The following is a 25,303-nucleotide window of genomic DNA, read 5'->3' as shown; positions in this document are numbered from 1 at the left end:
TAAAAATCTTTAAAAGGTAGGTTTCAATTAATGAATTCCGTCCATATTCCAAATGAATTAAAACTTTTTCTGGATGAAAGCAACACCCATATTCAATTATCTGTACCGCAATTGGTGGAAAAAATTTTAAGCCGTAACGAAGGTTCATTAACCGCTACAGGCGCAATACGGGTATCTACGGGGAAATATACTGGCCGTTCCCCTGAAGATAAATTTATTGTTTCCGAACCATCTACAAAAGACAAGATTGCCTGGGGGCCGTCGCTCAATCAGCCAATTTCGGAGGAAGTTTTTGCCAACTTGTATCATAAGGTCTTGGAATATTTGAAACAACGAGATGAGGTTTTTGTGTTTAAGGGCTATGCCGGAGCTGATCAAAAGTCGCGCCTGCCAATTCAGGTAATTAATGAACTTGCCTGGCATAATTTATTTGCACACCAATTGTTTATCCGGCCTAGCGAAAATGATCTTTTATCGCACGAAGCGCAGTTTACGGTTATTTCCGCACCTAACTTTAAAGCAGACCCTGCTGTGGACGGAACAAATTCAGAAACCTTTATCATTATTTCCTTTGAACGGCGTATTGTCCTCATTGGCGGTACCGAATATGCAGGTGAAATGAAAAAGTCGATTTTCTCAGTCATGAATTATTTGCTGCCTGAAAACAATATATTCTCGATGCACTGTTCAGCAAATGTTGGTCTCGAAGGCGACGTAGCCCTTTTCTTTGGTCTTTCTGGAACCGGAAAAACGACTCTGTCTGCCGACCCTAATCGCAAGCTGATCGGCGATGACGAGCACGGCTGGTCTTCAAATGGAGTATTCAATATTGAAGGCGGCTGCTATGCAAAATGTATCAACCTCTCAAGGGAAAAAGAACCGCAAATTTTTGATGCCATCCGCTTTGGAACAGTGCTTGAAAATGTGGTAATCAATCAAGAATCAAGAATTCCTGATTACGATGACGGCACCTTGACTGAAAATACCCGTGCTGCTTATCCGATCGAGGCAATTGATAATATCGTCCAGCCTAGTGTTGCGGGGCATCCAACCACGATTGTATTTTTGACAGCTGATGCATTCGGTGTTTTGCCTCCAATCGCAAAATTAACGAAGGAACAGGCCATGTACCACTTTTTAAGCGGTTATACATCCAAGCTTGCCGGAACCGAGCGCGGCATTACTTCACCGCAAGCAACCTTCTCCACTTGCTTCGGTGCACCGTTCCTGCCGCTGCCTGCGACCCGTTATGCCGATATGCTTGGCGAAAAAATTCTCGAGCATAATGTAAATGTATTCCTTGTCAATACAGGCTGGACCGGCGGAGAATATGGTGTCGGTAATCGGATGAAACTCAGCTTTACAAGAGCGATGGTACAGGCGGCCCTTGAAGGGGAACTAAATCATGTTGAAACCGTCAAGGACGAAATTTTTGGTTTAAATATCCCACTTCATATTGCTGGAGTACCTGATGAGGTACTTCAACCGGTAAAGACTTGGGCTGACCCTGAGGCATATCACAACAAGGCGAAGGAATTGGCATCGAAATTCCGTGAGAACTTTAAGAAGTTTACTAACGTTTCTGCTGACATTGAGGCAAAAGGCGGGCCAATCGCCTAATCTAAAAAAGGCAAAAAAGCGATTCAAATACGAATCGCTTTTTTATTATTATTTTTGATCAATTGGTTTTCGCACTTCTATTTCCCGTGATTCTTCTAATACACTGAATTGATATTGGCCACTTTTTTCAAGCGTGAAGGCTCCGCCATAATGGGAAATCTTTTTTCCATCGGTGGTAGTGTAATCTGCAACCTTCTTAAATAGAAACGTGGTTGTTTTGGCGTCATTATTTTCTATTTCCGATATCTTTAACTCGATTTCTTCAGGTAGATTCTCGCCCTCTACTTCAATAAATTCATGCTCGTATTCACCCGCATAAAGGTCCTCTGGCGAGGTTAATAATGTCGCCTTGCCGATCGTAATATAACCTTCCTTTACATAAATGGAGAATTCGCCTATTTTTTTATTTCCAACCGAGAACTGCAGGTTCCAAACCCCGGGAGCACTGAAAGGTTTAAAGGATGTCAACGCGTGCGCATCCGACCCATACAATCCACCCGAGATAACCGCTTCGGTAAGCCGCTCTTTTTCCCCCGTTTTTACATTGACGGCGTCTACATTTAGAGGTTTATTGGCAAACTCTTTATAGTCTCCCCACAAAAAAATCATAATCTTGGCAACGGAACGCTTATCGTTTGCAATCCATTCCTCCGGTGCCAGCAGGCTTACCTTATTGGGAATCCCAAAATTGCTCGTGGCATAAAGCGGTTTTCCGTCTTGATCCTCCAAGGCAAAGTAATTAGCCTCCTGCACATCTGTTGTTACCGAACCACTCCGGGAATCGTTTCCCCCGGTTGTGTTTGAAAAATAAAGAATTGGGCCGATAAAGGCTAGAAAGAGTACGGCTGCCAGGGCACTCATTTTTTGATTGTTAACCGGCCGTTTTCGCTTTGTCGAGACGTCCTCGCTAATCTTTTTTAACACTTCCGTTCTTCCCTTCGTCGAAAGTTCATGCTTAGGAAATTTAGCCATCATTTCCAGCAGCTCTTTATCCGATAAATTGCTCAAAATACTCACCCTCCTTTAAACGTTCATTTAGCTTTTTCACGGCCCGAAAAAACGTTACGTTCACCTTATTTTCCGACCAGCCCAGAACCTGACCGGCTTCCTGCGCCGACAGTTCCGATATTCCTCTCAGCAAAATCACGTCACGATAATTGGGCTTTAGCTCATTGATCGCATCATATAGAGTCGCATATTCGATTTTCTTTAACAGCCTTTCTTCGGTTTGCAGTTCAAGATGCGTTGGTGTCTCCTGGTCGAGACGTTCCTTCAGTTTCTGCCATATTGATTTTTTTCGATAAAGGTCGATAGCGGTATTTCTGGCAATGGAGATCAACCATGTTTTCGGACTTGATTCATGTTTGAAACGTTCAAAGGCACGAAACGCCCGTAAAAACGTTTCCTGGACTAGATCCTCCACATCGGTTGAGCCTGTATAATAAACTAAATAATTGGTAACATCCTTTTCATATTGAATAAACCAGTTTTCAATTTGGCGGGCCCGTTCCAATTGCTTTACCCCCTTCCCAAAAGCCTTGGAAAAATTCAATTCATAAATAAGACGGCCGTAGGTTCAATCTATTACACTTTTTGCAAAAAGAAAAAGCAGGATTTTCATGCCTGCTTTAGTTCGTAGAATTTAATGAAATTAATTGATACGTAATAGTCGTCGTATTTTTCTCCAACTCGACCTTCTTTATCAAGGCTGTACCACTTGAACTGCTGTCCAATGTTTTTCTTACATCAACCGGAATTTCAATCGGATAGAGGCGATAGCCTTCTTTTTGGAGAACAAACAAGTTTTCTTCCACCCGCTTCTCATATCCTTTTGTGACAATCAGTGTATTTAATTCAAGAGGCATACCCATTAAAATCCGCTCCTCTACAATTTATAATTCTATCATATCATTTTTTGCTATGCTTTTTCATCCAATTCGTTAAATCGAAAACCACTTTTCGATTGATCGCCGGGGGGAAGTAATGAGTAAACTCGTCAAAATACCAGGATTCCACAGGTTTAACTAAAGCGCGGAGCCTTCTTTCCAGCCTGTAGGCATGCTCGACCGAGACATTTTCATCCTTGACTCCGTGAATAATTAGCACGGGAGCCTGAAGTTTTTCCAATTGGTATAACGGGGTTCGCTCCTGATACCGTTCAGGAAATTTCTCCGGTGTACCGCCAATAACCCGCTTCATCATTTTTCTGAGGTCCTCACGCTCATAATAGGTTAAATTCATGTCACTAACCCCGCCCCAGGTGACCAGCGAAGCCGCATCGGGAAACATGATCCCGGTCAAAAGCGCCATTACCCCACCGCGGGAAAAACCGAATATATGTATGTCCTTTACCCGAGGGAGCGCTTTTAGCAGCATATAAGCAGAAAAGGCATCTTCTCTGTCTTCTCCGGCAAAATCTTCATTGCCCTCGCCCCCTTTATTTCCTCTGTAATAGGGCGCAAACACAATAAAGCCTTCCTGGGCAAACTGGGCAATCCGCGCCGGCCTTACCATGCCGACATTCTTGATTCCGCCTCGTAAATACAGAAACCCGTCATATTCCTGTTCGTCCTTTGGCTCCGCAAGAAGACCTTTCACCCGCAGCCCGTTTGATAAATAAGTAATCTCCTTTAGGAGGACGCGGGGGTTGGGTGACGGAACCCGCTTTATCTCAACTATTTTTCCATTTACTTCGTTCATTTTAATCGATCCTTTTTATGCTTTATAAATAATTTGGAACTGGGCATACACACATTTTTATCCCCATCATACGATATCTTAGGCTATTAGCCCAGATAAAGGAGGTTAATTTTCAGATGAAAAAATGGTCAAAAATCAGTTTGTCCTTTCTCCTCATCACTATACTTATGTTTTCCTTAATCGCTTGTAATAAAGATACAGGAAAGGAACAGGAGAAACTGGAAAAGGTTCGGATTGCAGAAGTCACCAGATCCATTTTTTATGCTCCACAATATGTGGCCTTGACACAGGGCTTTTTCAAGGAGGAAGGGCTTGATGTCACATTGACGACAACTCCCGGCGGCGATAAGACGATGACCGCGCTGATCTCCGGAGGAGCCGATGTAGCTCTAGTAGGGTCGGAAACTTCGATTTATGTATATGCCCAAGGCTCGAGTGATCCGGTGATTAACTTTGCCCAGTTAACCCAAACAGACGGCACTTTCCTTGTCGCCAGGGAAAAGATTGATAACTTCTCCTGGGATCAATTAAAAGGCAAAACCTTCCTTGGCCAGCGGAAGGGCGGAATGCCGCAAATGGTCGGTGAATTCGTATTAAAGAAGCATGGCATTGACCCGCATCAAGACCTTAACCTGATCCAAAACATCGATTTTGCAAACATTGCCAATGCTTTCGCCTCAGGAACCGGTGATTTCGTGCAATTATTTGAGCCGACTGCCAGCATTTTTGAGAAAGAAGGAAAAGGTCATATTGTTGCTTCATTCGGCAAAGAATCAGGTCATGTTCCATATACGACCTTTATGGCAAAAGACAGTTACATGAAAGAGAATAAAGACATTATCGAAAAATTCACTCGTGCCGTTTACAAGGCACAGCAATGGGTCGAGACCCACTCTGCTGAAGAAATAGCAAAGGCGGTGGAGGAATTTTTCCCTGACACGGACCCTCGAATTATGACAACCGTGGTAGAACGCTATAAGAGCCAAGGTTCATTTGCCACCGATCCAATCCTTGATGAAGAAGAATGGAACAATTTAAAAAATATCATGAAAGAAGCAGGAGAGCTTCCGAAAGATGTAGAGTACAAAACACTTGTGAACACAGACGTGGCCAATAAAGTCATGAAAAAATAACCAAGAAAGGGAGGCCGGCACCATGAGCTTCTTGAAGGTTCAAGATATTCATCACACCTACTTCACCAAAGACACTGCCACCACGGCCCTCTCCGAAGTTTCACTTACGGTTGAGGAGGGGGAGTTTGTTTCCTTCCTCGGCCCCAGCGGCTGTGGGAAAACCACCCTGCTCTCCATTATCGCCAGTTTAATTAAACCAACAGAGGGAACGGTCTTATTAGAAAATAAGCCCGTTTCTACATCAAACAATGACATAGGATATATGCTGCAGCAGGATTATTTATTTCCATGGAAGACGATTGAAGAAAACATCCTGTTAGGACTTAAATTATCAAAGCAATTGAATGATAAAACAAAGAACTACGCCTTAACGCTGTTAAAGCAGATGGGTTTAAATGAAGATGTAAGAAAACAGTTGCCCAAACAATTATCTGGGGGCATGCGTCAACGGGCTGCGCTTGTCCGGACACTGGCAACCGAACCAAAACTGCTCATGCTTGATGAGCCCTTTTCAGCACTTGATTACCAAACAAAGCTGAAGCTTGAGGACCTGGTATCAAATACCCTTGATGAATTCGGCAAAACAGCGATCCTTGTCACCCATGATATCGGCGAGGCTATCGCAATGAGCGATCGCGTCTTTCTGCTTTCCCCCCGCCCAGGCAGGATTCATAAAACGTTTGAAATGCCGAAGGAGCTGCGAGAATCATCCCCGTTTGCAGCAAGAAATCATGAAGCATATCCAAGCATTTTTCAAACAATCTGGAAGGAGTTGGAGTCTCTTGAACAAGGATAACAAAAACGTTGAACTCCTCCATAACCAGTACATTCAGTCATTAAAGCTTGAAAATAGATGGGTTCGATTCTATCAAGCGATTATTTTCCTGGTGTTTTTTTCCGGGTGGCAATTGTTAAGCGAAAAGCAGTGGATTGACCCGCTAATTTTCAGCTCACCAGCGAAAATTACAACACTTTTAATTGATAAAATTCAAGATGGAACATTAATCACCCATATCGGTGTTACCTTAACTGAAACCGTATTTGGCTTTATTTTAGGAACATTGCTAGGTACCATCCTGGCAGCGATTCTATGGTGGTCGCCATTTCTCTCGAAAATACTGGACCCTTATTTGGTCATTTTAAATGCGATGCCAAAGGTGGCGTTAGGACCGGTTTTAATCGTTGCGTTAAGCCCAGGGTATCCTTCCATTATTGCCATGGGTGCCATCATCTCGGTCATTATCACAACTATTGTCGTCTATACGGCTTTTAAGGAAGTGGATCCCAACTATTTAAAAGTCCTGCAAACATTTGGGGCAACGAAGTTCCAATGCTTTAAGGAAGCGATTCTCCCTGCATGCTTTCCTACCATCATATCAACCCTAAAGGTGAATGTCGGGCTTTCATGGGTCGGAGTCATTGTTGGGGAATTCCTAGTTTCGTCAAAAGGACTCGGCTACATGATTATATACGGTTTCCAAGTCTTTAATTTTACACTTGTATTTTTATCACTGTTCGTCATCGCTATTTTCGCCACGATTATGTATCAGCTTGTTGAATTATTGGAGAAAAAGCTTATTAAAGAATAGTGCTGTGCCGCTATTCTTTTTCACATTGTAAGATGCTTAATGTAATTTAGACATTCTTCCACCACTCGGTCCTTCATGATAAAGCTGTAATCGGGACCAAACCTTATTTTGAGCAAATCGCCTTTAATAAGCTGGGGGCCATTTGTTTCGAAGTAATTCCGCGTGTTTTCCAATCTTGCCACTCTTCCCCAAAACACAGCCTTTACAAATGATCCTGTCTCCTCAGTAACCTTATATTCCGCCAAATACGTCAATTTTGAGAAAATGGCACCTGTCTCTTCATATGCCTCCCTTTTGGCAGCGTCTTCGGGTGTTTCCCCGCGTTCCCGTTTACCGCCCGGGAACTCAAGTCCTCTTTTTTTATGCTTTGTCAGCACCCAGTGGCCTTCAAATTGAGAAATGACCAAAACATGCCAGGCCTCTATATCAAATGCATGTTTTGAAAAGCTAAGCTCTACCTGATTGCCATTGTCATCCAAGAATTGTATCATATTGTCCCCACCAATTTGATTCATATGGTATTATTTTAAATGAAAAGGGAAAATCCTGCATGTCCCGGATTTTCCCTCCTGCTCCTATTGCGTTTTCGGCAAAATATTCATGGTTTCAATATGATTCTTTGCTTCTTGATCGCCCAATTTGTGAATCATGCCATAAATTTGTTGAATTTTGTTATCGTACTCATCATTTTCTCTGTCATAATGGTATTGTACATATGGGACATGGGCCCTCCAAAAGGCTTTCCATTCAGTGGAGTAATTTTGATTAAACAACTCCCGCAGCTGGGTAATTTCCTCATCATTGGCCTGGATTTTAAAGCTCCATGTCGAAGAAGTCGCACTTTGTGAAATCTCGCCTGTTCCTACATCTATATAATATGTTTTCTTCTGATTGTCCATGCTGTCATCCCCTTTTAAATTTAGAGTCTGCCAAAAGAAAAAATTTATTCTTTTGCAAATTTCGATACATTTTTTAGAATGTAATACGATATAATAATCATACACTCAAAAGAAGCAGATTTTTCAGTTAATTCTGAAAATATCTTGACTGGAATCATTTTTCTATATTGGGGTATGGATAAAAATTATTAGTCAATTTTCGTAGGAGGTGAACAAAGTGAAACTGGTTGATGAATTGTACGAAATGTACCGAACCAAGCTTACAGGTGATGAAGAAGATATCGATATGCTGGCCTTTGCTTTTTTGGAAGAGATGTCCCACGAGGATTTACTTGCTTTGATTCGCGATATGGATAAGCAGGAACTTTATGACCTGATGGGTCTATATCTCATCGAAAGCCTAAAGGGAAAATTTGCCCAAGAACAGTACGGACAACAGCGGGCTTCTGCGTTTCACCCCCGTAACATACATTGATTATACATAACCAGGAATGAATCCGCTCGGAAGCTGAACAAATCGGCTTCCTTTTTAATTACAAATTATTGTGAAGCCATGTTACAATAAGGGGGTAAAGGGGGAGAAGAAAGTTGTATACAGTTATGGTAGTATCTTTTATTATTGTCATCGTGGTTCTGCTGCTTGCTGTGATTACCACATCCAAAGCCTATGGCTTCAAGCATACGGTAGATCCGTTAGAAAATAACCCTCATCTTGACCAAACTAGCGACGAGCATAAGCAGTCATAAAAAAAATCCTATTCAGCACGAATAGGAATTTTTTTATGCAGATTATGCAAATACTTGTTTTAATTCTTCCTTACTTTGCTCAAGCCAGTAGCGCATCAGCCGCTTAGCACCTTCCAAATCATGAAGTTTTGCTTGACCACATTGGCGCTCATTGGCCGCCGGCACTTCGGTAATTTCCACTGCTTCCTTCATTGTATCTTCAAGAAGGTCAATGATTTCTTCAACGGTTGGTTCGCCACTGACAACAAGATAATAGCCTGTTTGACAGCCCATTGGCGAGATGTCAATGATATCAAAGTGGTTATATTTCTCGACATGCTTGCGGATATTGAATGCTAGCAGGTGCTCCAATGTGTGAATCGCATCAGGCTTCATTGCTTGCTTGTTGGGCTGACAGAAACGAATATCATATTTATTCACAACGCCATCACTGCCTACTTTATGGACACCGCAATGTCTGACATAAGGGGCTTTCACAGCATTATGATCCAAGTCAAAGCTTTCTACTGAAGGCATAAGATCACTCCTTTAAACAATCTTTACTTATCATACTATAAATCCCGATGATTTTCATCAGCTTTGGCACAATTACCAATTTAGACGAATTTCACTTTCTGTGATATCTTGATGGTAGGTGAATAAAGGAGATCATTTTATGCTAAAAAAATTTTTTATTGGAATCATACGTTTTTATCAGGTAGCGATTTCACCGTTAAAACCACCGACATGCCGTTTTTATCCAACCTGCTCGCATTATGGCTTGGAAGCGATACAGCGTTTCGGTCCCTTGAAGGGCGGCTATCTGACTGTTAAAAGAATTTTAAAATGCCATCCTTTCCATCCCGGGGGGGTGGACCCGGTACCCGAAACCTGGAAAAAAAGAAAATAAGCTTAATTTTGATATCCATCAACGACTAGATCAAGCTGGCCTGTTTTCGGGTCAATTACAAGGCCGTGCACTGGTACTCCAACAGGCATCAGCGGATGATTTTTGATGGTTTCTACACTATGTTTTACACTATCAGTTACCGAATCAAATCCGTGAAGCCATTGCTTGAAATCGATACCCGAGTACTCTAGAGTTGCTAGTGTTTCTTCGGAAATTCCCCGTTCCATCATACTGTCGATCACCGGCTCCGCCTTTAATCCGCTCATTCCGCAATCATGGTGGGCAATCACCATGACCTCTTTTGCCTGCAGCTGATAGATGGCAATCAAAATACTTCTCATAATGCTTCCAAACGGATGTGACACTAGGGCACCGGCATTCTTGATAATTTTCGCATCACCATTTCCCAAATTCAATGCCTTTGGCAGCAATTCCAACAGCCGTGTATCCATACATGTGAGAATAACCATTTTTTTATTGGGGAATTTTGTGGTCTCGTATTTTTCATATTCCCGGTCTTCCACGAATTTTTTATTGTAATCAAGAATATCCTTCAACAGTGATTGGTTTTCCATACGATCACACCCTTCATTTTATCTCATTTAAGAATACACAAACTTTCACAATAAAAACAATTTTTTTACTTGCCTAAGTGGGCCTTTTCTTGTTAAGATACATAAGTAAATCGGAATTGTTACGGATTAGATTCGCAATATTTAAAATTTTTTATTTTGTAAATCGGAATTAATACGATTTATCGGAGGTTTCAATGAAAAAATTATTTCAATACTTAGCATTACTTTTACCATTTACTATTGCCTTATCGGCTTGTTCAGATAATAAAGAAACAGCACCACAAAAAAACAACCAATTATCAGTGTATACGACCGTTTATCCCCTGCAATATTTTACGGAGAGAATTGGCGGTGCATACGTAGATGTTGAGACCATTTATCCTCCTGGTGCTGATGAGCATACCTTTGAGCCTACGCAAAAGGATATGATTAAGCTTGCCGATTCAGACTTATTTTTTTATATTGGCTTGGGCCTTGAGGGTTTTGTAGAAAATGCCAAAAAGACATTAAAAAACGAGCAGGTGACAATGGTGGCCACTGCCGACAGTCTTGAACTGCCCAAGGATGACCATGCCCATGAAGATGAGCACGATGATCAAGAAACACATGTGGACGTTAACCCGCATGTTTGGCTTGATCCCATTTACTCAAAGGAAATGGCTGCAGTTATATTGCAACAGTTAGAAGAAAAGCTGCCGCAGTATAAAGAAATTTTTAAAGAAAATTATCAAAATCTTGCTGGCGAGCTAGATGAATTGAATCAGCAATATGATAAAACGATTTCATCTGCCAAACATAAGAATATCATTGTCACCCACGCAGCCTTTGGTTACTGGGAGCACCGATATGGCATAGAACAAATCAGCATCTCGGGCCTCTCTACCAGCAATGAGCCTACGCAAAAGGGGCTAGAGAAAATTATCTCATTGGCTGACCGCGAAGGTTTGCATTATATCCTGTTTGAACAAAATGTCCAGTCAAAGCTTGGGAAAATTGTTCAAAAAGAGATCGGCGCCCGGGCGTTGCCGGTTCATAATTTGGCCATTTTGACAGAAGAAAATATAAAAAATAAGGAAACGTATTTTACCTTGATGGAGAAAAATCTTAAAACCTTGGAGACAGCCTTAAACGATTAGAATTATATAGATAGGCAGTCATTATCACACTTTCATTCCAGTTGATTACAGACATGGACACGGCCGATTCATCAAAAGATATGTTTGTATTACCACAACTTGAAGGAGTGATACGCATGGCACAGGATGTTTTATGTGAAGTGAACAATTGCACATATTGGGCAAAAGGAAATAAATGTAGTGCTGACAGCATCTATGTAGTGAGCCATAAAGGTAAAACCGCTGATTCGAGTAAAGAGACAGATTGCAAAACATTCGAACCGGGCGATTTATAAAAGAATTTGACCCAGAGGCCAAAAGCTTTCTGGGTCTTTTATATCGTAAATGTCTTTTTCGTTAACAGGACCTGTTGCAGTCTTTTTTCGTTTATGTCGTATCCGATTCCCGGCCCATCGGGCACTGTTACAAAACCTTTTTCAACCTTTACTTCCGGCGTAATGATGTCCTCATCCCAAAACCGGCTTGAGGCTGAGATATCGCCAGGAATCGTAAACCCTGGCAGTGAAGCTAACGCAATATTATGTGCTCTGGAAACACCAAACTCAATCATTCCGCCGCACCAAACCGGAATTCCTCTCTCATAGCAATAATCATGAATCTTAATCACCTCGTGCAGACCTCCAACTCGGCCAATCTTGATGTTTATTACTCTGCAGGCGTCAATCTCAATAGCCTTCCGGGCATCTTCAAAAGAAACTATACTCTCATCCAAACAAATCGGGGTAACCAATTTCTCTTGTAAAATTGCATGTTCAATAATGTCATCGTGGGCCAGCGGCTGTTCAATCATCAGCAGGTTAAAGTCATCCAGTGCTTTAAGCTGTTCTATATCCTTTAAGGTATAGGCAGAATTGGCATCCGCCATCATTGGAAGATTAGGATAATGGCGCCGAATCGCACTAAGAAACTCATAGTCTTGACTTGGATTAATTTTCACTTTGATCCGTTGATATCCGTCCTCAAGATACCCTTCAATTTGCTTTAATGCCTTTGTAATTGTGTCAGTGGCAATAACTACCCCTGAGGAAATTGCGTCCCTAGTGCCGCCGATCATTTTGGCAAGAGACTGACCTTGACCTTTCGCATATAAATCCCAAAGAGCAGTTTCCAGTCCGGACTTCGCCATCGGATTCCGTCTTATTGACTGAAATAGACCCGCAGCCTCTTCCGGATGGTTGATTGGATGTTTTTGCAGTAACGGTATCAAAAAATCCTCAAGCATATGCAGACTGGTCCTAACTGTTTCTTCCGTATACCAAGGGGTTGAAAAAGCCACTCCTTCACCGAAGCCCTCGACACCGTCCTTATCGGTTACTTTTATTATAATCCCTTCCCGCTCCCGCACTTCCCCCAAATGGGTAACAAACGGCGACTTTAGCGGCATGCTGATCACAAACAGTTCAATAGTTGCGATGTCCATCTTTAGTCCACTTCCTCTTGAACCCACTCGCGGAGAGTTCTGCGCAGCAGTTTTTTGGATGCATTTCTTGGCAATTCGTCAACGAAAAAAAATTCCTTTGGTACTTTGTATTTGGCCAGCCGGGTTTGGCAAAACTCCAAAAGGTCGTCCTCCGTTACAACAGAGCACTTATTTCTGCTGACTATAAACGCAACCGGAACCTGGCCCCATTCACTGTCATCCATACCGGTAACTCCTGCCTCTGCCACTTCCGGATGGCTCAATAACACCGCTTCTATTTCCGCCGGGTAGACATTTTCGCCGCCTGAAATAATTAAATCGGAGCGCCGGTCCAACACATACAAAAATCCATCCCCGTCTAAGTAACCAATATCACCAGTATATAGCCAGCCATCGCGTATTTTTTCGGCGGTTGCTTCCGGTCGATGCAAATACCCATGTGTCACGTTTGGACCCTTGACTACAATCTCGCCGGCATCCCCCGCCTGGGCTAACCCTTTGTCGTCCAGTTCAATTCTTATTTCCGATGGAAATAACGGTTTTCCTGCAGAACCAAGTTTTGTCAGGCTGTATTCCGGTGACAATGTGACAATTTGCGAGGAGGTCTCTGTCATTCCATATGATTGAAATACAGGAACCCTTTTCTCTACGCACCGCTCCAATAAAGGCATTGGTGCTGGACCGCCGCCCAAAAGCATACAGCGAAGATGCTCGGGAAGCTGTTTTTCACCTAATGAATCAACAATTCTAGTCAGCATCGTCCCGACAACTGACATAATCGTAACCTGCTTCTCTGCTATATCCAACAGCGTTTTTTCAACATCGAACTTTTCATGGAGGACAATCGGCATTCCGTAGATCACACTGCGCATAAGGATGGAATAGCCACTGATATGAAAGAGAGGTACAGAGCATAGCCAACAATCGTTTTCCGTGATACCCAGGTTTAGGGCCGATCCAATTGCACTCCACCAATGATTTCCGTATGTCTGCATGACACCCTTTGGATGGCCGGTCGTCCCTGATGTGTACATAATCGTGCAGATTTCTCCAAGATTGGTTTCATCCTGGATTTGTGGCTCACCCGGCTCATACTTGAAAAGCTCACTTTTTGTAACAGCCTTCAGGAATGGAGCCCTTTCTTTCATTTCTAAAAAGGAATCTTCCAAAATCAAATACGAAGCATGCGAATCTTCCAGTTGCCACACTAATTCCGCCTGAGTTAATCGATTATTCAAGATGACCGTCTTCAATCCAAGCAGCTGCAACGCAAATAAAATGATCACCGTATCAAGATGGTTTTTTAATAGGACGGCGACAAACTCATCCTGTTGAATTCCAAGCCCCTGCAGCCTGCCAGCAGTGTCATACGAACGCTCGTACAGTTCCTTAAATGTGACCGTCTGATCCTGAAAATGCACGGCTGGTCGCTCTGGAGTGAGAAACGCACGTTTTATTAAAAAATTTTGCATCGATTCTTGTCGCATTTGTTGCTCACCTTCTTATTAGCTAAAAACAGCCTGATGGAGGCCATCAAGCTGCTTTAAAATATGTTTCATCAAGGGAACCGCGGGAATTGACCGAAGTCCGGCTTACGCTTTTCTTTAAAGGCATCGCGGCCTTCCTTGGCTTCTTCCGTTGTATAGTATAGCAGTGTTGCATCTCCTGCCATTTGCTGAAGTCCTGCAAGTCCATCCGTATCAGCATTCATTGCCGCTTTTAAGAAACGTAGTGCAGTCGGGCTCTTTTCAAGCATTTCCTCACACCATTTAATCGTTTCTTCCTCAACCTGCTCCAAAGGAACAACCGTGTTGACCAAGCCCATATCAAGCGCTTCCTGGGCATTGTATTGACGGCAAAGAAACCAAATCTCACGCGCTTTCTTATGGCCGACGATTCTTGCAAGGTAGCCTGATCCGTATCCGGCGTCGAAGCTGCCCACTTTAGGACCTGTTTGTCCAAAAATAGCGTTGTCTGCTGCAATCGTTAAGTCACAGACCACATGAAGTACATGGCCGCCGCCAATTGCGTAACCTTTAACCATCGCAACTACCGGCTTTGGAATAACGCGAATCAGGCGCTGAAGGTCAAGAACATTCAAGCGGGGAATTTGGTCCTCACCGACATAACCGCCATGACCGCGGACCTTTTGGTCACCCCCAGAACAAAACGCCTTATCTCCTGCACCTGTCAGAACAATGACACCAATGTTGGAATCATCGCGTGCGTATGCAAAAGCATCAATTAATTCCATTACCGTTTTTGGGGTAAATGCATTATGTACGTGCGGACGGTTGATTGTAATTTTAGCAATTCCGTTATACGTTTCATATAAAATTTCTTCGTATTTACGTTCTGGAATCCATTCTACTGCCAAGATAAAAAACCTCCTTCAATTTTTTTACTTTGACAAAAAGTCACTTACTATTGTACCAAACTTTTCTTGATCTTCCACATGAATTGCATGGCCACAATTTGCAATCATTACTAATGAACTATTTTTAATCGTTACAGCCATTTGTTCAGCAATACTGCAAAACTTTTGATCTTTTTCACCGACCATCAACATGACATCACAGGAAAGTTTGTGAAGGCTCTCCCACCAGGAAGGCTGTGATCCTGTTCCCATGCCAAGCAGGCTGTTGCCAAGTCCAATCGGGGAATTTTGCAGACGCTGTTCTCTGATTTTTACCCTAACCTTCTCAGGCAGACTCTTCATCGAAGCAAATAATGGAATATTTTGCCAGTAGTCAACAAATGCGGCAATCCCGTTTTCTTTAATAAAATTTGCAAGTTTCGCGTCATTCATACGGCGCTGCTTTCTTTCATCTTCTGTTAACAGTCCCGGTGATGAGCTTTCCAAAATTAATTTTCTCACCCTTTCGGGATAAGCAAGCGCAAACGTAAGGGCTAGACGGCCACCCATGGAATATCCCAGCAAATCGATCTGACTGATGGCCAAATGATCAAGAATGCCTGCGATAGCCCGGGCAGCAGCTTCCATTGTATAAAGGTTAACATCCTCGGGCGAGTCTGACTCACCGTGTCCAATAATATCAGGGATGATTAATTGTGAATGACTCCCCCAGCTGTCGCAAAAAGGACTCCAGGTAGAAGAATCCCCGGTAAAACCATGCAATAACAAGAGCGGGAATCCACTTCCACATTGCTCAACGTGGTAGCGAACGCCGTTAATAACTATATTCACTTACTCTCACCATCGACAAAATTTGATATTTCCTGGGAAACAGATGCCCAAAATCCACGGTGTTCATCGCGATTTGTGTCTCTTTTTGTCCTAACCTCATAAACATGGATGCCTGCCGCACCTGACGAATTTCCTAATTCCTCTTGTAAGTGGTCCCAATCGGTAACCTTAACAAAGCGGCCGTTAAACATTTTAACCGCATGTTCAAATTCAATATCGAGCGGCGTTCCAAATAGCAGCTCAAAATGCTTCGGATGTTCCGATTGCGGCAAGAACGAAAAGATCCCTCCGCCATTATTGTTTACAAGAATAATATGGATATCAATCTTAAATTGCTTGGCTGCAAATAAACCATTTAAATCATGGAAGAAGGTTAAATCACCAAGGACCAAGTATAATGATTTGGAATATAAGGCAGCACCCAAAGCGGTAGAAACAGTTCCGTCAATTCCGTTTGCTCCTCGATTGGCCATAATTCTAATGCATTTATTGTTATGTAGAAAAAAACTGTCCAAATCGCGAATCGGCATACTATTTCCGACAAACAGCGTTGCCCCTTCAGGAACCATCTCGGCCAACTGGTAAAATAGCTTCCCTTCGCTTAATTCAGTTATATCCCTTACAGAAGCCATATTTTCCTTCGTCAAGGCATTGATGTTGTTCCAATCCTCAAAAAATTTCTGATCCGAACTAGGCTTCGCAACCGTTGCAAGCTTTTCGCAAAACAAGGTCTCATTGCAGAAAACCATATCCGTTGATAGCGAGCCGGGATCACGCCAGCCACCGCCGCCATCAATGACAAACTGGTCAGCAGCTGGATTCTCTTTTATAAAAATCGTCAGCGCTTTGGATATCGGCATCGCCCCAAATCGGATAATCACATCAGGCTTTAGGAATGACTTAGCATCTTTATTGCGCAAAAACGTATCATATGTGTCGATGATATGTTCACGATTATGTTTGCCGCTTCTTAGCTGTGATAGTGGGTCAGCCAAAATCGGATACATTAATAATTTCGATAATTGTGTTACGGCATCCGCAAATCTTTCGTCCGCAATATTGCCACAGACAATTATTCCTTTGCTTTTTCCCTCTAGGCGGTTAGCAATTTCTTGAATCAGCCAATCACCGATCGTCAGTTCACCATTATGGACCTTTACAAATCCATGCGGCCGTTCGGCCATACGGAAAATGCTCTCATCAAGCTGTGGTATCAGCGGTTCGCGGAAAGGGAAATTCAGATGAACCGGTCCAGAAGGGGTACCAGCACAATAGGCGACAGCACGGGCACAAATGGTTCGGGCATAACGAATCATTTCAGCTCTGTTTTCGGGTAGGGCCATTTCCGCAAACCATTTGACATGCTTGCCATACAATTCTATTTGATCAATTGCCTGTGGAGCACCGACTTCTCGAAGCTCATGCGGACGGTCAGCCGTTAACACGAGAAGTGGTACCCGTGAATAGCGTGCCTCCACAATCGCCGGAAAATAGTTGGCAGCAGCGGTCCCTGAAGTACATAGAATTGCCACAGGCCGGTTGGAAGCCTTCGCAATCCCTAAGGCAAAAAAAGCTGCCGAACGTTCATCCACATGAATATGAACATTTAATTCAGGATGTTCCGCCATAACCATTGCCATTGGTGTTGACCGTGAACCCGGGCTGATGACCACATCTTTAATTCCCGAAAGAACAAGCTCCGCAACAAAAGCGGCAAGGTAAGCCGTTAAAGATTCTTGATGACTCATTTTATTTTCCCCCAAGCGCTCTTAACATTGGTCTAAACTTTAAACCGGTCTCCAAATATTCGCTTTCCGAATCGGAATCAGCTACTACACCGCAGCCGGCAAATAGGGAAGCCTCGCTTCCTTGAATTAAACCGGAGCGAATCGCCACCGCAAACTCCCCATTCCCTTGATAATCCAGCCAGCCAATCGGCGCTGCATAAAATCCGCGGTCCAGTTCTTCCACCTGGCGAATTTTTTCCACAGCTTCCTGTTTTGGAAGCCCGCCAAGCGCCGGGGTTGGATGCAGCCTTTCGACCAGCAGCAGCAAAGACGTATTATTGCCGCACTTACCAATAACAGGTGTATATAAATGTTGTATATCCCTGTTCTTCATCAGCCGTGGTTTTTCCGGCAGGATGATTTGATCACAGTATTCTTCCAATGCCTCTTTAATCATTTCTACAACATATTGATGCTCAATCAAATTCTTTTGATCATGCAGCAGCTGCTCCCCAAGCATTGCATCTTCTTCCGTTGTCTTTCCACGTGAAATGGACCCAGCAAGGCAGGTTGAGAATATTTCATTTCCCTGTTTTTTTACCAACCGTTCGGGGGAAGCACCTAGAAAACAGTCGCCATTTGCTTCAAGAGCAAAAATATAGCTTTCATGCTGCTGCTCATTTAACCGCTCAAGCACCATTCCCGCTTCCACTTTACTGTCAAATTTCAAGCGCAGTTCCCTGGCTAGAACCACCTTCTTTAGCGGCCCGTCGTTTAATTCATTTACGATTCCGGTCACAGCCTCTTTCCAGGCTTCCGGTGAAATCTCTCTCGTTTCCAAAAGCTCTGCCGGATCAGAATCTGCAGATTGATAAAGAGAAGCTAACAGTTGATTCCGCTCATCCAACATTTTCGCCATAAGAGTATGATTGTCATCCGGTGTGCACACGATATTAGTGGTTAAATAAGCCTGCCCCCTGATTATGCTTACCATATAAACCGGCAAGTAAAATAACGATTCTGCATACTGGGACCATAATCTCGTTTTTTCTTTGTAAGGATCAAAGGAAAAACCGCCAAAAATAACAGGCCCGACCCCAATTTCAGAATCCGGATTAAAGACGATACTGTCCTTCAGAAAGCGTTCCCACTCCTGTTCAACGTGAACAAAGCGGTCAGCAGCCTGATCAGATTGAATTTGATGGGTAATCCCCAGTCCAATCAGCAAAATTTCGTCGCTGGGATCCTTCCAGAAAAACCGTTCCCCGTAATAGCAATCCTGCCCTTTATTGAAAAATGAAAGCGGGTTTATTTTGTCCATTTTCCGAACTTCACTTAGTAAAATGGGCCGGCCGAGTTCTTTCGCGCGATTTATGGCCATAATACCCCTTTCGATTATTTCTGTTTCCTGTATGGTAACCAAAAAAATCCCTCCAAAACAGCTAAAATGGCTGTTTTTCTTAGCAAACCCTATTTAAGATACTACTCCCATTGTAAAGAAGTCAATAATACTTGTCACTATCCCTTTTGGATTCATTCCTTATTATATGTCAAAGACAAAAATATCGGATAAAATCTGCTTTTATGTCATTGTATATTCATTTTTCCACGAACCTCTGATAATTATCGGGAAGGTATTATCTTCTAGTTTTGATAATAAAAATTCATTGACCTGGCGCAGTGTTTTTCATACACTAAAGTTTGGGAAACCAATCTTTCAAAATTTATCGAAGATAAGAAGTTAAATATTATAATAGAAGAAACTGCAATAAGGGAGGAGAACATATATGCAGCCAAATTTACAGCAAGGTTCGAAACCTGTTGTTAAGTCAAACCGCGGCTTTGGGGTTTGGTGGCAAATGACCCGTCCCCATACCTTAACAGCTGCGTTCGTACCTGTTTTGCTCGGTACTGCACTTTCGCTTAAATATGGAAACATTCATTTTGGCCTGTTTCTTGCGATGTTGATTGCCAGTTTGTTAATTCAGGCAGCAACAAATATGTTTAATGAGTATTATGATTTTAAACGCGGGCTGGATACGGAACACTCCGTAGGTATTGGAGGTACAATTGTCAGAGATGGCATCAAACCTAGAACTGTCATGAACCTGGCATTAGGGTTCTATGGAATCGCGTTATTACTGGGCGTATATATCTGTGCCAATAGTAGCTGGTGGCTTGCCATTGTCGGTCTTATCTGTATGGCCATTGGATATCTCTATACGGGCGGGCCGTTGCCAATTGCTCATACACCATTCGGCGAACTGTTTTCTGGCTTTTTTATGGGAATGATGATTATTTTAATCGCTTTCTTTATTCAAACGGGGACGGTTGACAGCACAAGCATTCTTGTTTCCATTCCGAGCTTTGTGTTAGTCGGGGGGATCATGATGTCCAATAATATCCGCGATCTTGACGGCGATAAAAAATTTGGCCGTAAAACATTAGCTATCCTACTGGGCAAAGAAAATGCGGTCTACTTTTTAGCCGGAATGTTTATTTTCTCCTACGTTTGGATTTTTGCATTAATTATTGCAGATATCGTTCCGATTTGGACAGCGCTCGTATTATTAAGTACACCGAAACCAATTAAATCGGTTAAAGGCTTCTTTAAAGGGACAATACCAATTGAAATGGCGCCGGCGATGAAGGCAACAGCCCAAACTAACACAATCTTTGGATTTTTGCTGGCCATCGGGATTTTTGCCGGTCACTTCTTTTCATAAAAAAAGAGCTTCTGCCTTAACACGGCTGAAGCTCTTTTTGCTTTCCTATATGATCGGATGAATGTCCCAAATGTCCTTAGCATATTCCTTTATGGTGCGGTCGCTTGAAAAATAACCAGCATGGGCGATATTCACAAGGCTCATTTTTTGCCATTTTAGTCTGTCGGTAAAAGCATCGCCGATTTTGCGCTGAATATCGGTATAGGAAGCAAAATCCTTTAATACAAAATACTGATCATTCTCTTCCAATAGCGAATCAAATATCGGTTCAAATTCATTATGAACTCCTGGAAAGAATCCATTAACAAGTTGGTCGACAACCTGTTGAATCCGCCGGTCCAGATGGTAATAGCCAACCGAATCATAACCACCATGCTTGTAATAGTGAAGCACCTCTTCGGCGGTCAACCCGAAGAGAAAAATGTTCTCATCCCCAACAAGCTCATGAATTTCAACATTTGCCCCATCTAAGGTTCCAACTGTTAAAGCACCATTTATCATGAATTTCATGTTGCCTGTTCCCGATGCCTCTTTACTTGCGGTTGAAATCTGCTCACTGACATCCGCAGCCGGAAATATGTTTTCAGCCAATGATACACGGTAATTCTCTAAAAATATAACCTTCAGCTTGTCTCCAACCAGCGGGTCATTATTGACCGTTTGGGCTACCGTGTTAATCAATTTAATAATTTTTTTTGCATAATAATAACCAGGTGAGGCTTTGGCGGCGAATATAAACACCCTAGGAGTCATGTTGAAGCCGGAATCCTCTTTCATTCGGTTATAGAGATGCATGATGTGCATAACATTTAATAACTGCCGTTTATACGCATGGAGACGTTTTACCTGAACGTCAAAAATAGCGGAGGTATCCACAGCAATCCCGGTTTGTCTTCCAATAATCTCGGCAAGCCTTTGTTTATTTGCACTTTTCACCTTAGCCAATTGGTCCAAAAATCCTGAATCATTTTGATAATCAAGCAGATGAATTAGGTCATGGGCGGAATGGGTCCACGACGAACCAATGGTTTCGGTGATAAGCGATGACAATTCTGGATTAGCTTTTAACAGCCAGCGCCTATAGGCAATTCCATTTGTCTTATTGTTAAATTTCTCGGGATACAGCTGGAAAAACGGTTTCATTTCCCGCTCTTTCAGGATTTCTGTATGGAGCCTTGCTACCCCGTTGACACTAAAGCTGCCGACAATGGCCAAATGAGCCATTTTCACAAAACCATCGGAAATAATCGCAAGCTTGCCAATCCGCTCCCATTCCCCTGGGGTCTCTTCCCAAAGCTCCTTGCAAAATCGCTCATTGATTTCTTCGACAATCATATAAATCCTTGGGAGCAGCGGCTTAAAGATATGTACCGGCCATTTCTCAAGTGCTTCCGATAAGGTAGTATGATTTGTATAGGAAATCGTATTAGTCGTAATATGCCAGGCTTCATCCCAGTCGAATTTGGCCTCGTCCAACAGGATTCTCATCAGTTCCGGAATCGCCAGTACCGGATGGGTATCATTGATATGGATACAAACATGTTGATGCAGTTCTTTTAGGCTTCCATGCTGCTTTTTATAAGCTCTGATGATTGACTGCAGGCTGGCGGACACTAAAAAATATTGCTGTTTTAGCCTTAAAATCTTCCCTTCATCATGAGTATCATCGGGATAAAGGAATTCAGAAATCGCTTCCGTTCTCCGTTTATACTTTAAAATATCCGTGTCCAGCGGGAACTGTGCCGGTTCCGCATTCCACAACCTTAGCGTATTTACTGTATCAGATTCAAAACCGACTACCGGCATATCGTATGGCACAGCTGTAACGGTTTCGGCATGGGAATGATGAAATACCAAACGGCCGTTTTCCATTTTGGCCTCGACCTTTCCCCAAAACGGGATCCGCACCGCCAAATCTGCCTTACGGATTTCCCAAACATTGCCGCTTCTCAGCCATTGCTCGGGCAGTTCGACCTGATAGCCGTCCACTATTTTCTGCTCAAACAACCCATGCTTATAGCGAATCCCGTGACCGTGGCCAGGGAGATTCGTTGACGCCAGTGAGTCCAAAAAGCAGGCGGCTAGTCTGCCCAAGCCGCCGTTCCCCAAGCCTGCATCCGGTTCAAGTTCCTCCAGGTCACCCAAATCAATTCCCAGCTCATGAAGGCCTTCCGCAATCATTTCCTCAACACCAAGATTAATTAAATTCTGCCTAAGCAGCTTTCCCAGCAAATATTCAATTGATAAATAATAAACCTGCTTTGCTTTGGTCGCTAGATACCGTTCATTAGTAGCAATCCAGTCATTGCTGACAAATTCACGGATCATTTGTCCAAGTGTTTGGTAATGGTCACGGGCCGTACTCTCCGAAAAACTTTTTCCGCAAAGCATCTCGACCCGTTTTATGAATGCCGCTTTAAACATTTCCTTATTAGAAAACATGGGTTTCACTCCTTGCCATCAACTCAGCGTATAGCTGATTATAGCTGAATGCTGATTGCGCCCAGCTGTAATCCTGTTCCATCGCCTGCTTTACGAGCGAATCCCACACATTTTTATCCTGGTAGATCCTAACTGCCCGTTGAATCGTATAAAGCATATCGTGGGCATTAAAATGGCTAAACGAAAAGCCATTGCCTTCACCGGTAAATTCATTCCATGCTGTTACTGTATCGTTTAAACCGCCAGTCTCGCGAACAATCGGGATCGCTCCATATTTCATCGCAATCAATTGGCTAAGCCCGCACGGCTCAAATAGGGATGGCATTAGGAACAGATCCGCGGCAGCATATAGTTGGTGGGCCAGCCGTTCATTAAAGCCGGTGTGGACCTTCAACTTTTCAGGGTAAATCCGCCCCGCCTGACGCAAGAATTCCTCATACTGATAATCACCTGTCCCTAGAATGATGAACTGGATGTCTTCCTGCAGCATTTCCCTTAGAACACAATTGATAAGATCAAGGCCTTTTTGCTTGGTAAGCCGGGAAATCATGACCAGTAATGGTGTATTGGCGCTTTGTTTCAAACCAAATTGTTTTTGAATTTCTTTCTTATTTATTGCCTTTTTCTCAAGTTCTTTGGCATTATAGGTCTGAAAAAGGAATGGGTCTTGCGCCGGATTATAAAAATCCTCATCAATTCCATTCAAAATGCCAACTAGATCTTCATTCCTTGCCTTTAGCAGCCCATCCAGTTTTTCACCATAAACCGCCGTTTGTATTTCATTTTTATAAGATGGGCTTACGGTGGTAATTTTGTCAGCAGCTACCAGCGCCCCCTTCATGAAATTGATGTTGCCGAAAAATTCAAGATGCTCCGGATGGAATGAGCTGTCATCAAGCCCCAGTAAATCCCTCAACGCCTCTTTTGGGAATATTCCCTGGAACTGCAAATTATGAATCGTAAATACGGTCCTGATTTGCCCATAACTTTTTTGTCTCCGGTAGTACTCCGTTCTAAGCAGATACGGAATCATCGCCGTATGCCAGTCGTGGCAGTGCAGCACATCCGGAAAATAGTCAATTTGTGCCAAAGCTTCAAGCACAGCCCGATTGAAAAAGGCAAACCTTTCGCCGTCATCAAAATAGCCGTAAAAACCTTCCCGTTTAAAATAATATTCATTGTCGACAAAATAATAGGTAATCCCTTGATACTCAAGCTCTTCAATGCCGCAATACTGCTTGCGCCAGCCAACATTCACCGAGAACTCCTTGATTTTTTTCATATTTTGTTTAAATTCATCGGAGATGGTTCCATATTTGGGCAAAATAACCCGCACCTCAGTGCCAAGGCTTACTAATTCTTTTGGCAGCGAGCCGGCGACATCGGCAAGCCCGCCCGACTTTGCAAATGGTCCACACTCCGAAACAGCAAATAATACTTTCACGAGTTCATCAACGCTCCTTGCTTAGTCCCTTTGCGAACGACAAATGGCAAATGGGCTGTGCCGGATAATCTCGTTCCGGCCTCGACCCTCACGTCCTTATCCAAAATAACCGTATCTAAATGAACGCCTTCTTCAATTTGGCACTTTTGCATAACAATACAATTTTTTATGACGGCACCTTTGCCAATTTTTACTCCTCTGGAAATAATGCTGTTTTCCACAGTGCCATTAATGACACAGCCATTGGCAATCATCGAATTTTTAACAAGCGAACCTTTTTCATATTTTGTCGGCGGTTCATCCTTCACCTTCGTTAATATCGGCTGGCCTTTGACAAACAGGTTTCCCCATACATCAGGCTTAAGCAGGTTCAGGCTCGCGTCATAATAGCTTGCAATCGAATCGACCATAACCGCATAGCCGTCATAGTCATAGCGGCAAATTGAATATTCATTATGCATGTCTTGAACGACATCTCTCATGCATGTATATCCGGTTTCATTTCTGGACTGGATCAGCTTTATTAGCAGTGACGTCTTGATCAAATACATCTCCATCGACCTGCCGTCGCGATGATGGATTTCGGTAATATCGCAGTGCATATCATGATGCCATTCCAGAATCGGTTTATAGTCCATATTAATAATCGTATAGCAGTTTGATATAATCGCATACTCCTGGGTACTGCGATAAAAATAGTCCATATTAGCCGCAAACAGGTCGAACGACCCGACTCGATTAGGATTGCTATCCACCACAGGGGATGGGAAGAAGAACAAGCCATCCCGCTTGCGATTTAAGTCCCAATTTTTTCCCGACCCTAAATGATCCATTAACGAGCGATACTGCATTTTTGGAAAAATAGCGACGCTCCTGATCCCCGAATTCACCATATTGGACAGTACAAAATCGATAATCCTGTACCTCCCCGCAAACGGCAGCGCCGCCAAGGAACGATGAATTAACAATTCCTCCAAATCATCATGGTAGGTTGTAGCATCTATAATACCTAAAAGCTTTCTTTTCACGCATTTTTTCCCCTTCCGGA

27 protein-coding genes are annotated in these 25,303 nt (G+C 43.0%); 10 read left to right on the top strand and 17 right to left on the bottom strand.

What is annotated here, in order from left to right; genetic code table 11:
* Positions 1-30: 30 nt before the first annotated feature.
* Complete coding sequence (pckA, locus tag AR334_RS12605; protein ID WP_066310927.1) at positions 31-1,620, top strand: phosphoenolpyruvate carboxykinase (ATP); 1,590 nt, start codon at positions 31-33, stop codon at positions 1,618-1,620.
* A 48-nt stretch (positions 1,621-1,668) separates the two neighbouring features.
* On the opposite strand, the gene AR334_RS12600 is transcribed toward pckA, so the two are convergent.
* From AR334_RS12600 to AR334_RS12585, 4 genes are all read right to left on the bottom strand, one after another.
* Entirely contained in the window at positions 1,669-2,628 is a 960-nt protein-coding gene (locus AR334_RS12600; protein WP_066310919.1) for a hypothetical protein, read from the bottom strand.
* On the bottom strand, positions 2,609-3,133 hold the full coding sequence (locus AR334_RS12595) for an RNA polymerase sigma factor (RefSeq protein WP_066310916.1): 525 nt from the start codon (positions 3,131-3,133) through the stop codon (positions 2,609-2,611). The genes AR334_RS12600 and AR334_RS12595 overlap by 20 nt, the downstream gene beginning before the upstream one ends.
* 115 nt (positions 3,134-3,248) lie before the next feature.
* On the bottom strand, positions 3,249-3,491 hold the full coding sequence (locus AR334_RS12590; RefSeq protein ID WP_066310908.1) for a DUF2584 domain-containing protein: 243 nt from the start codon (positions 3,489-3,491) through the stop codon (positions 3,249-3,251).
* Between the two features lie 37 nt (positions 3,492-3,528).
* Positions 3,529-4,320 carry a S9 family peptidase gene (locus AR334_RS12585; RefSeq protein WP_066310905.1) on the bottom strand — a complete coding sequence of 264 codons (792 nt, stop codon included), beginning with the start codon at positions 4,318-4,320 and terminating at the stop codon, positions 3,529-3,531.
* A 116-nt stretch (positions 4,321-4,436) separates the two neighbouring features.
* On the opposite strand from AR334_RS12585, the gene AR334_RS12580 reads away from it, so the two are divergent.
* From AR334_RS12580 to AR334_RS12570, 3 genes are read left to right on the top strand one after another with little or no spacing between them, the layout of a single operon-like run.
* Positions 4,437-5,453 carry an ABC transporter substrate-binding protein gene (locus AR334_RS12580; protein ID WP_066310897.1) on the top strand — a complete coding sequence of 339 codons (1,017 nt, stop codon included), beginning with the start codon at positions 4,437-4,439 and terminating at the stop codon, positions 5,451-5,453.
* Positions 5,454-5,475: 22 nt separating this feature from the next.
* Entirely contained in the window at positions 5,476-6,249 is a 774-nt protein-coding gene (locus tag AR334_RS12575; RefSeq protein ID WP_066310890.1) for an ABC transporter ATP-binding protein, read from the top strand.
* Positions 6,236-7,042, top strand: a complete 807-nt coding sequence (locus AR334_RS12570; protein WP_066310888.1) for an ABC transporter permease — start codon at positions 6,236-6,238, stop codon at positions 7,040-7,042. Before AR334_RS12575 ends, AR334_RS12570 begins: the two co-directional genes overlap by 14 nt.
* 20 nt (positions 7,043-7,062) lie before the next feature.
* On the opposite strand, the gene ytkD is transcribed toward AR334_RS12570, so the two are convergent.
* Positions 7,063-7,533, bottom strand: coding sequence for an RNA deprotection pyrophosphohydrolase (gene ytkD / locus AR334_RS12565; RefSeq protein ID WP_066310884.1), 471 nt, complete (start codon positions 7,531-7,533; stop codon positions 7,063-7,065).
* 84 nt (positions 7,534-7,617) lie between these two features.
* Positions 7,618-7,941, bottom strand: a complete 324-nt coding sequence (locus AR334_RS12560; protein WP_066310879.1) for a hydrolase — start codon at positions 7,939-7,941, stop codon at positions 7,618-7,620.
* A gap of 217 nt (positions 7,942-8,158) precedes the next feature.
* Between AR334_RS12560 and AR334_RS12555 the strand changes: the two genes are divergently transcribed.
* Positions 8,159-8,416, top strand: a complete 258-nt coding sequence (locus AR334_RS12555; RefSeq protein WP_066310877.1) for a DUF6154 family protein — start codon at positions 8,159-8,161, stop codon at positions 8,414-8,416.
* A gap of 113 nt (positions 8,417-8,529) precedes the next feature.
* A complete protein-coding gene (gene ytzI / locus AR334_RS28890) occupies positions 8,530-8,688 on the top strand; it encodes a YtzI protein (protein WP_082692928.1) in 159 nt (52 codons plus the stop codon).
* 42 nt (positions 8,689-8,730) lie between these two features.
* Here ytzI and AR334_RS12550 read toward each other — a convergent pair whose 3' ends face one another.
* Positions 8,731-9,204, bottom strand: a complete 474-nt coding sequence (locus AR334_RS12550; protein ID WP_066310875.1) for an S-ribosylhomocysteine lyase — start codon at positions 9,202-9,204, stop codon at positions 8,731-8,733.
* Positions 9,205-9,343: 139 nt separating this feature from the next.
* On the opposite strand from AR334_RS12550, the gene yidD reads away from it, so the two are divergent.
* Positions 9,344-9,577, top strand: coding sequence for a membrane protein insertion efficiency factor YidD (gene yidD, locus AR334_RS12545; RefSeq protein ID WP_066310872.1), 234 nt, complete (start codon positions 9,344-9,346; stop codon positions 9,575-9,577).
* Positions 9,578-9,579: 2 nt separating this feature from the next.
* On the opposite strand, the gene AR334_RS12540 is transcribed toward yidD, so the two are convergent.
* Positions 9,580-10,152 carry a carbonic anhydrase gene (locus tag AR334_RS12540; RefSeq protein ID WP_066310868.1) on the bottom strand — a complete coding sequence of 191 codons (573 nt, stop codon included), beginning with the start codon at positions 10,150-10,152 and terminating at the stop codon, positions 9,580-9,582.
* Between the two features lie 194 nt (positions 10,153-10,346).
* Here AR334_RS12540 and AR334_RS12535 point away from each other — a divergent pair, with 194 nt between their 5' ends.
* Positions 10,347-11,288, top strand: a complete 942-nt coding sequence (locus AR334_RS12535; RefSeq protein WP_066310863.1) for a zinc ABC transporter substrate-binding protein — start codon at positions 10,347-10,349, stop codon at positions 11,286-11,288.
* 116 nt (positions 11,289-11,404) lie between these two features.
* Positions 11,405-11,563 (top strand): DUF1540 domain-containing protein, encoded by a 159-nt coding sequence (locus AR334_RS28885; RefSeq protein ID WP_082692927.1) that lies wholly within the window; start codon positions 11,405-11,407, stop codon positions 11,561-11,563.
* Positions 11,564-11,601: 38 nt separating this feature from the next.
* Here AR334_RS28885 and menC read toward each other — a convergent pair whose 3' ends face one another.
* The 6 genes from menC to AR334_RS12505 form a co-directional block, all read right to left on the bottom strand.
* The gene (gene menC, locus AR334_RS12530) at positions 11,602-12,708 is read right to left on the bottom strand and encodes an o-succinylbenzoate synthase (protein WP_066310859.1); all 1,107 of its coding nucleotides are present in this window, start codon (positions 12,706-12,708) and stop codon (positions 11,602-11,604) included.
* Between the two features lie 2 nt (positions 12,709-12,710).
* Positions 12,711-14,195: an o-succinylbenzoate--CoA ligase gene (locus AR334_RS12525; protein ID WP_066310855.1), complete on the bottom strand. Its 1,485-nt coding sequence runs from the start codon at positions 14,193-14,195 to the stop codon at positions 12,711-12,713.
* A 71-nt stretch (positions 14,196-14,266) separates the two neighbouring features.
* Entirely contained in the window at positions 14,267-15,085 is an 819-nt protein-coding gene (gene menB / locus AR334_RS12520) for a 1,4-dihydroxy-2-naphthoyl-CoA synthase (protein WP_066310852.1), read from the bottom strand.
* Positions 15,086-15,109: 24 nt separating this feature from the next.
* Positions 15,110-15,916 (bottom strand): 2-succinyl-6-hydroxy-2,4-cyclohexadiene-1-carboxylate synthase, encoded by an 807-nt coding sequence (gene menH / locus AR334_RS12515; RefSeq protein ID WP_066310850.1) that lies wholly within the window; start codon positions 15,914-15,916, stop codon positions 15,110-15,112.
* Positions 15,913-17,664 carry a 2-succinyl-5-enolpyruvyl-6-hydroxy-3-cyclohexene-1-carboxylic-acid synthase gene (gene menD / locus AR334_RS12510; protein ID WP_066310847.1) on the bottom strand — a complete coding sequence of 584 codons (1,752 nt, stop codon included), beginning with the start codon at positions 17,662-17,664 and terminating at the stop codon, positions 15,913-15,915. The genes menH and menD overlap by 4 nt, the downstream gene beginning before the upstream one ends.
* Position 17,665: 1 nt before the next feature.
* On the bottom strand, positions 17,666-19,066 hold the full coding sequence (locus AR334_RS12505; RefSeq protein WP_066310844.1) for an isochorismate synthase MenF: 1,401 nt from the start codon (positions 19,064-19,066) through the stop codon (positions 17,666-17,668).
* Positions 19,067-19,430: 364 nt separating this feature from the next.
* On the opposite strand from AR334_RS12505, the gene AR334_RS12500 reads away from it, so the two are divergent.
* Positions 19,431-20,369 carry a 1,4-dihydroxy-2-naphthoate polyprenyltransferase gene (locus AR334_RS12500; RefSeq protein ID WP_066310838.1) on the top strand — a complete coding sequence of 313 codons (939 nt, stop codon included), beginning with the start codon at positions 19,431-19,433 and terminating at the stop codon, positions 20,367-20,369.
* Positions 20,370-20,414: 45 nt separating this feature from the next.
* Here AR334_RS12500 and AR334_RS12495 read toward each other — a convergent pair whose 3' ends face one another.
* From AR334_RS12495 to AR334_RS12485, 3 genes are read right to left on the bottom strand one after another with little or no spacing between them, the layout of a single operon-like run.
* Positions 20,415-22,811, bottom strand: a complete 2,397-nt coding sequence (locus AR334_RS12495) for a glycogen/starch/alpha-glucan phosphorylase (protein ID WP_066310835.1) — start codon at positions 22,809-22,811, stop codon at positions 20,415-20,417.
* The gene (gene glgA / locus AR334_RS12490) at positions 22,801-24,255 is read right to left on the bottom strand and encodes a glycogen synthase GlgA (RefSeq protein ID WP_066310832.1); all 1,455 of its coding nucleotides are present in this window, start codon (positions 24,253-24,255) and stop codon (positions 22,801-22,803) included. The genes AR334_RS12495 and glgA overlap by 11 nt, the downstream gene beginning before the upstream one ends.
* Positions 24,252-25,283: a sugar phosphate nucleotidyltransferase gene (locus AR334_RS12485; RefSeq protein WP_066310830.1), complete on the bottom strand. Its 1,032-nt coding sequence runs from the start codon at positions 25,281-25,283 to the stop codon at positions 24,252-24,254. The genes glgA and AR334_RS12485 overlap by 4 nt, the downstream gene beginning before the upstream one ends.
* Positions 25,284-25,303 lie beyond the last annotated feature (20 nt).

This window comes from Bacillus sp. FJAT-29814 (assembly GCF_001510715.1).
Lineage (GTDB): Bacteria > Bacillota > Bacilli > Bacillales > Cytobacillaceae > Neobacillus.
The sequence above is the reverse complement of the archived record's forward strand: the minus strand, read 5'-3'. Positions and strand labels throughout refer to the sequence as shown.

Excerpts from the sequence above, each read along its gene's own strand:
- AR334_RS12580 (WP_066310897.1), top strand. The coding sequence starts at position 4,437 with ATGAAAAAATGGTCAAAAATCAGTTTGTCCTTTCTCCTCATCACTATA.
- yidD (WP_066310872.1), top strand. The coding sequence starts at position 9,344 with ATGCTAAAAAAATTTTTTATTGGAATCATACGTTTTTATCAGGTAGCG.
- ytkD (WP_066310884.1), bottom strand. The coding sequence starts at position 7,533 with ATGATACAATTCTTGGATGACAATGGCAATCAGGTAGAGCTTAGCTTT.
- menC (WP_066310859.1), bottom strand. The coding sequence starts at position 12,708 with ATGGACATCGCAACTATTGAACTGTTTGTGATCAGCATGCCGCTAAAG.
- menD (WP_066310847.1), bottom strand. The coding sequence starts at position 17,664 with ATGAGTCATCAAGAATCTTTAACGGCTTACCTTGCCGCTTTTGTTGCG.
- AR334_RS12575 (WP_066310890.1), top strand. The coding sequence starts at position 5,476 with ATGAGCTTCTTGAAGGTTCAAGATATTCATCACACCTACTTCACCAAA.
- AR334_RS12585 (WP_066310905.1), bottom strand. The coding sequence starts at position 4,320 with ATGAACGAAGTAAATGGAAAAATAGTTGAGATAAAGCGGGTTCCGTCA.
- AR334_RS12500 (WP_066310838.1), top strand. The coding sequence starts at position 19,431 with ATGCAGCCAAATTTACAGCAAGGTTCGAAACCTGTTGTTAAGTCAAAC.
- AR334_RS12495 (WP_066310835.1), bottom strand. The coding sequence starts at position 22,811 with ATGTTTTCTAATAAGGAAATGTTTAAAGCGGCATTCATAAAACGGGTC.
- AR334_RS12550 (WP_066310875.1), bottom strand. The coding sequence starts at position 9,204 with ATGCCTTCAGTAGAAAGCTTTGACTTGGATCATAATGCTGTGAAAGCC.
- pckA (WP_066310927.1), top strand. The coding sequence starts at position 31 with ATGAATTCCGTCCATATTCCAAATGAATTAAAACTTTTTCTGGATGAA.
- AR334_RS12540 (WP_066310868.1), bottom strand. The coding sequence starts at position 10,152 with ATGGAAAACCAATCACTGTTGAAGGATATTCTTGATTACAATAAAAAA.
- AR334_RS12560 (WP_066310879.1), bottom strand. The coding sequence starts at position 7,941 with ATGGACAATCAGAAGAAAACATATTATATAGATGTAGGAACAGGCGAG.
- AR334_RS12525 (WP_066310855.1), bottom strand. The coding sequence starts at position 14,195 with ATGCGACAAGAATCGATGCAAAATTTTTTAATAAAACGTGCGTTTCTC.
- AR334_RS12590 (WP_066310908.1), bottom strand. The coding sequence starts at position 3,491 with ATGGGTATGCCTCTTGAATTAAATACACTGATTGTCACAAAAGGATAT.
- AR334_RS28885 (WP_082692927.1), top strand. The coding sequence starts at position 11,405 with ATGGCACAGGATGTTTTATGTGAAGTGAACAATTGCACATATTGGGCA.
- AR334_RS12535 (WP_066310863.1), top strand. The coding sequence starts at position 10,347 with ATGAAAAAATTATTTCAATACTTAGCATTACTTTTACCATTTACTATT.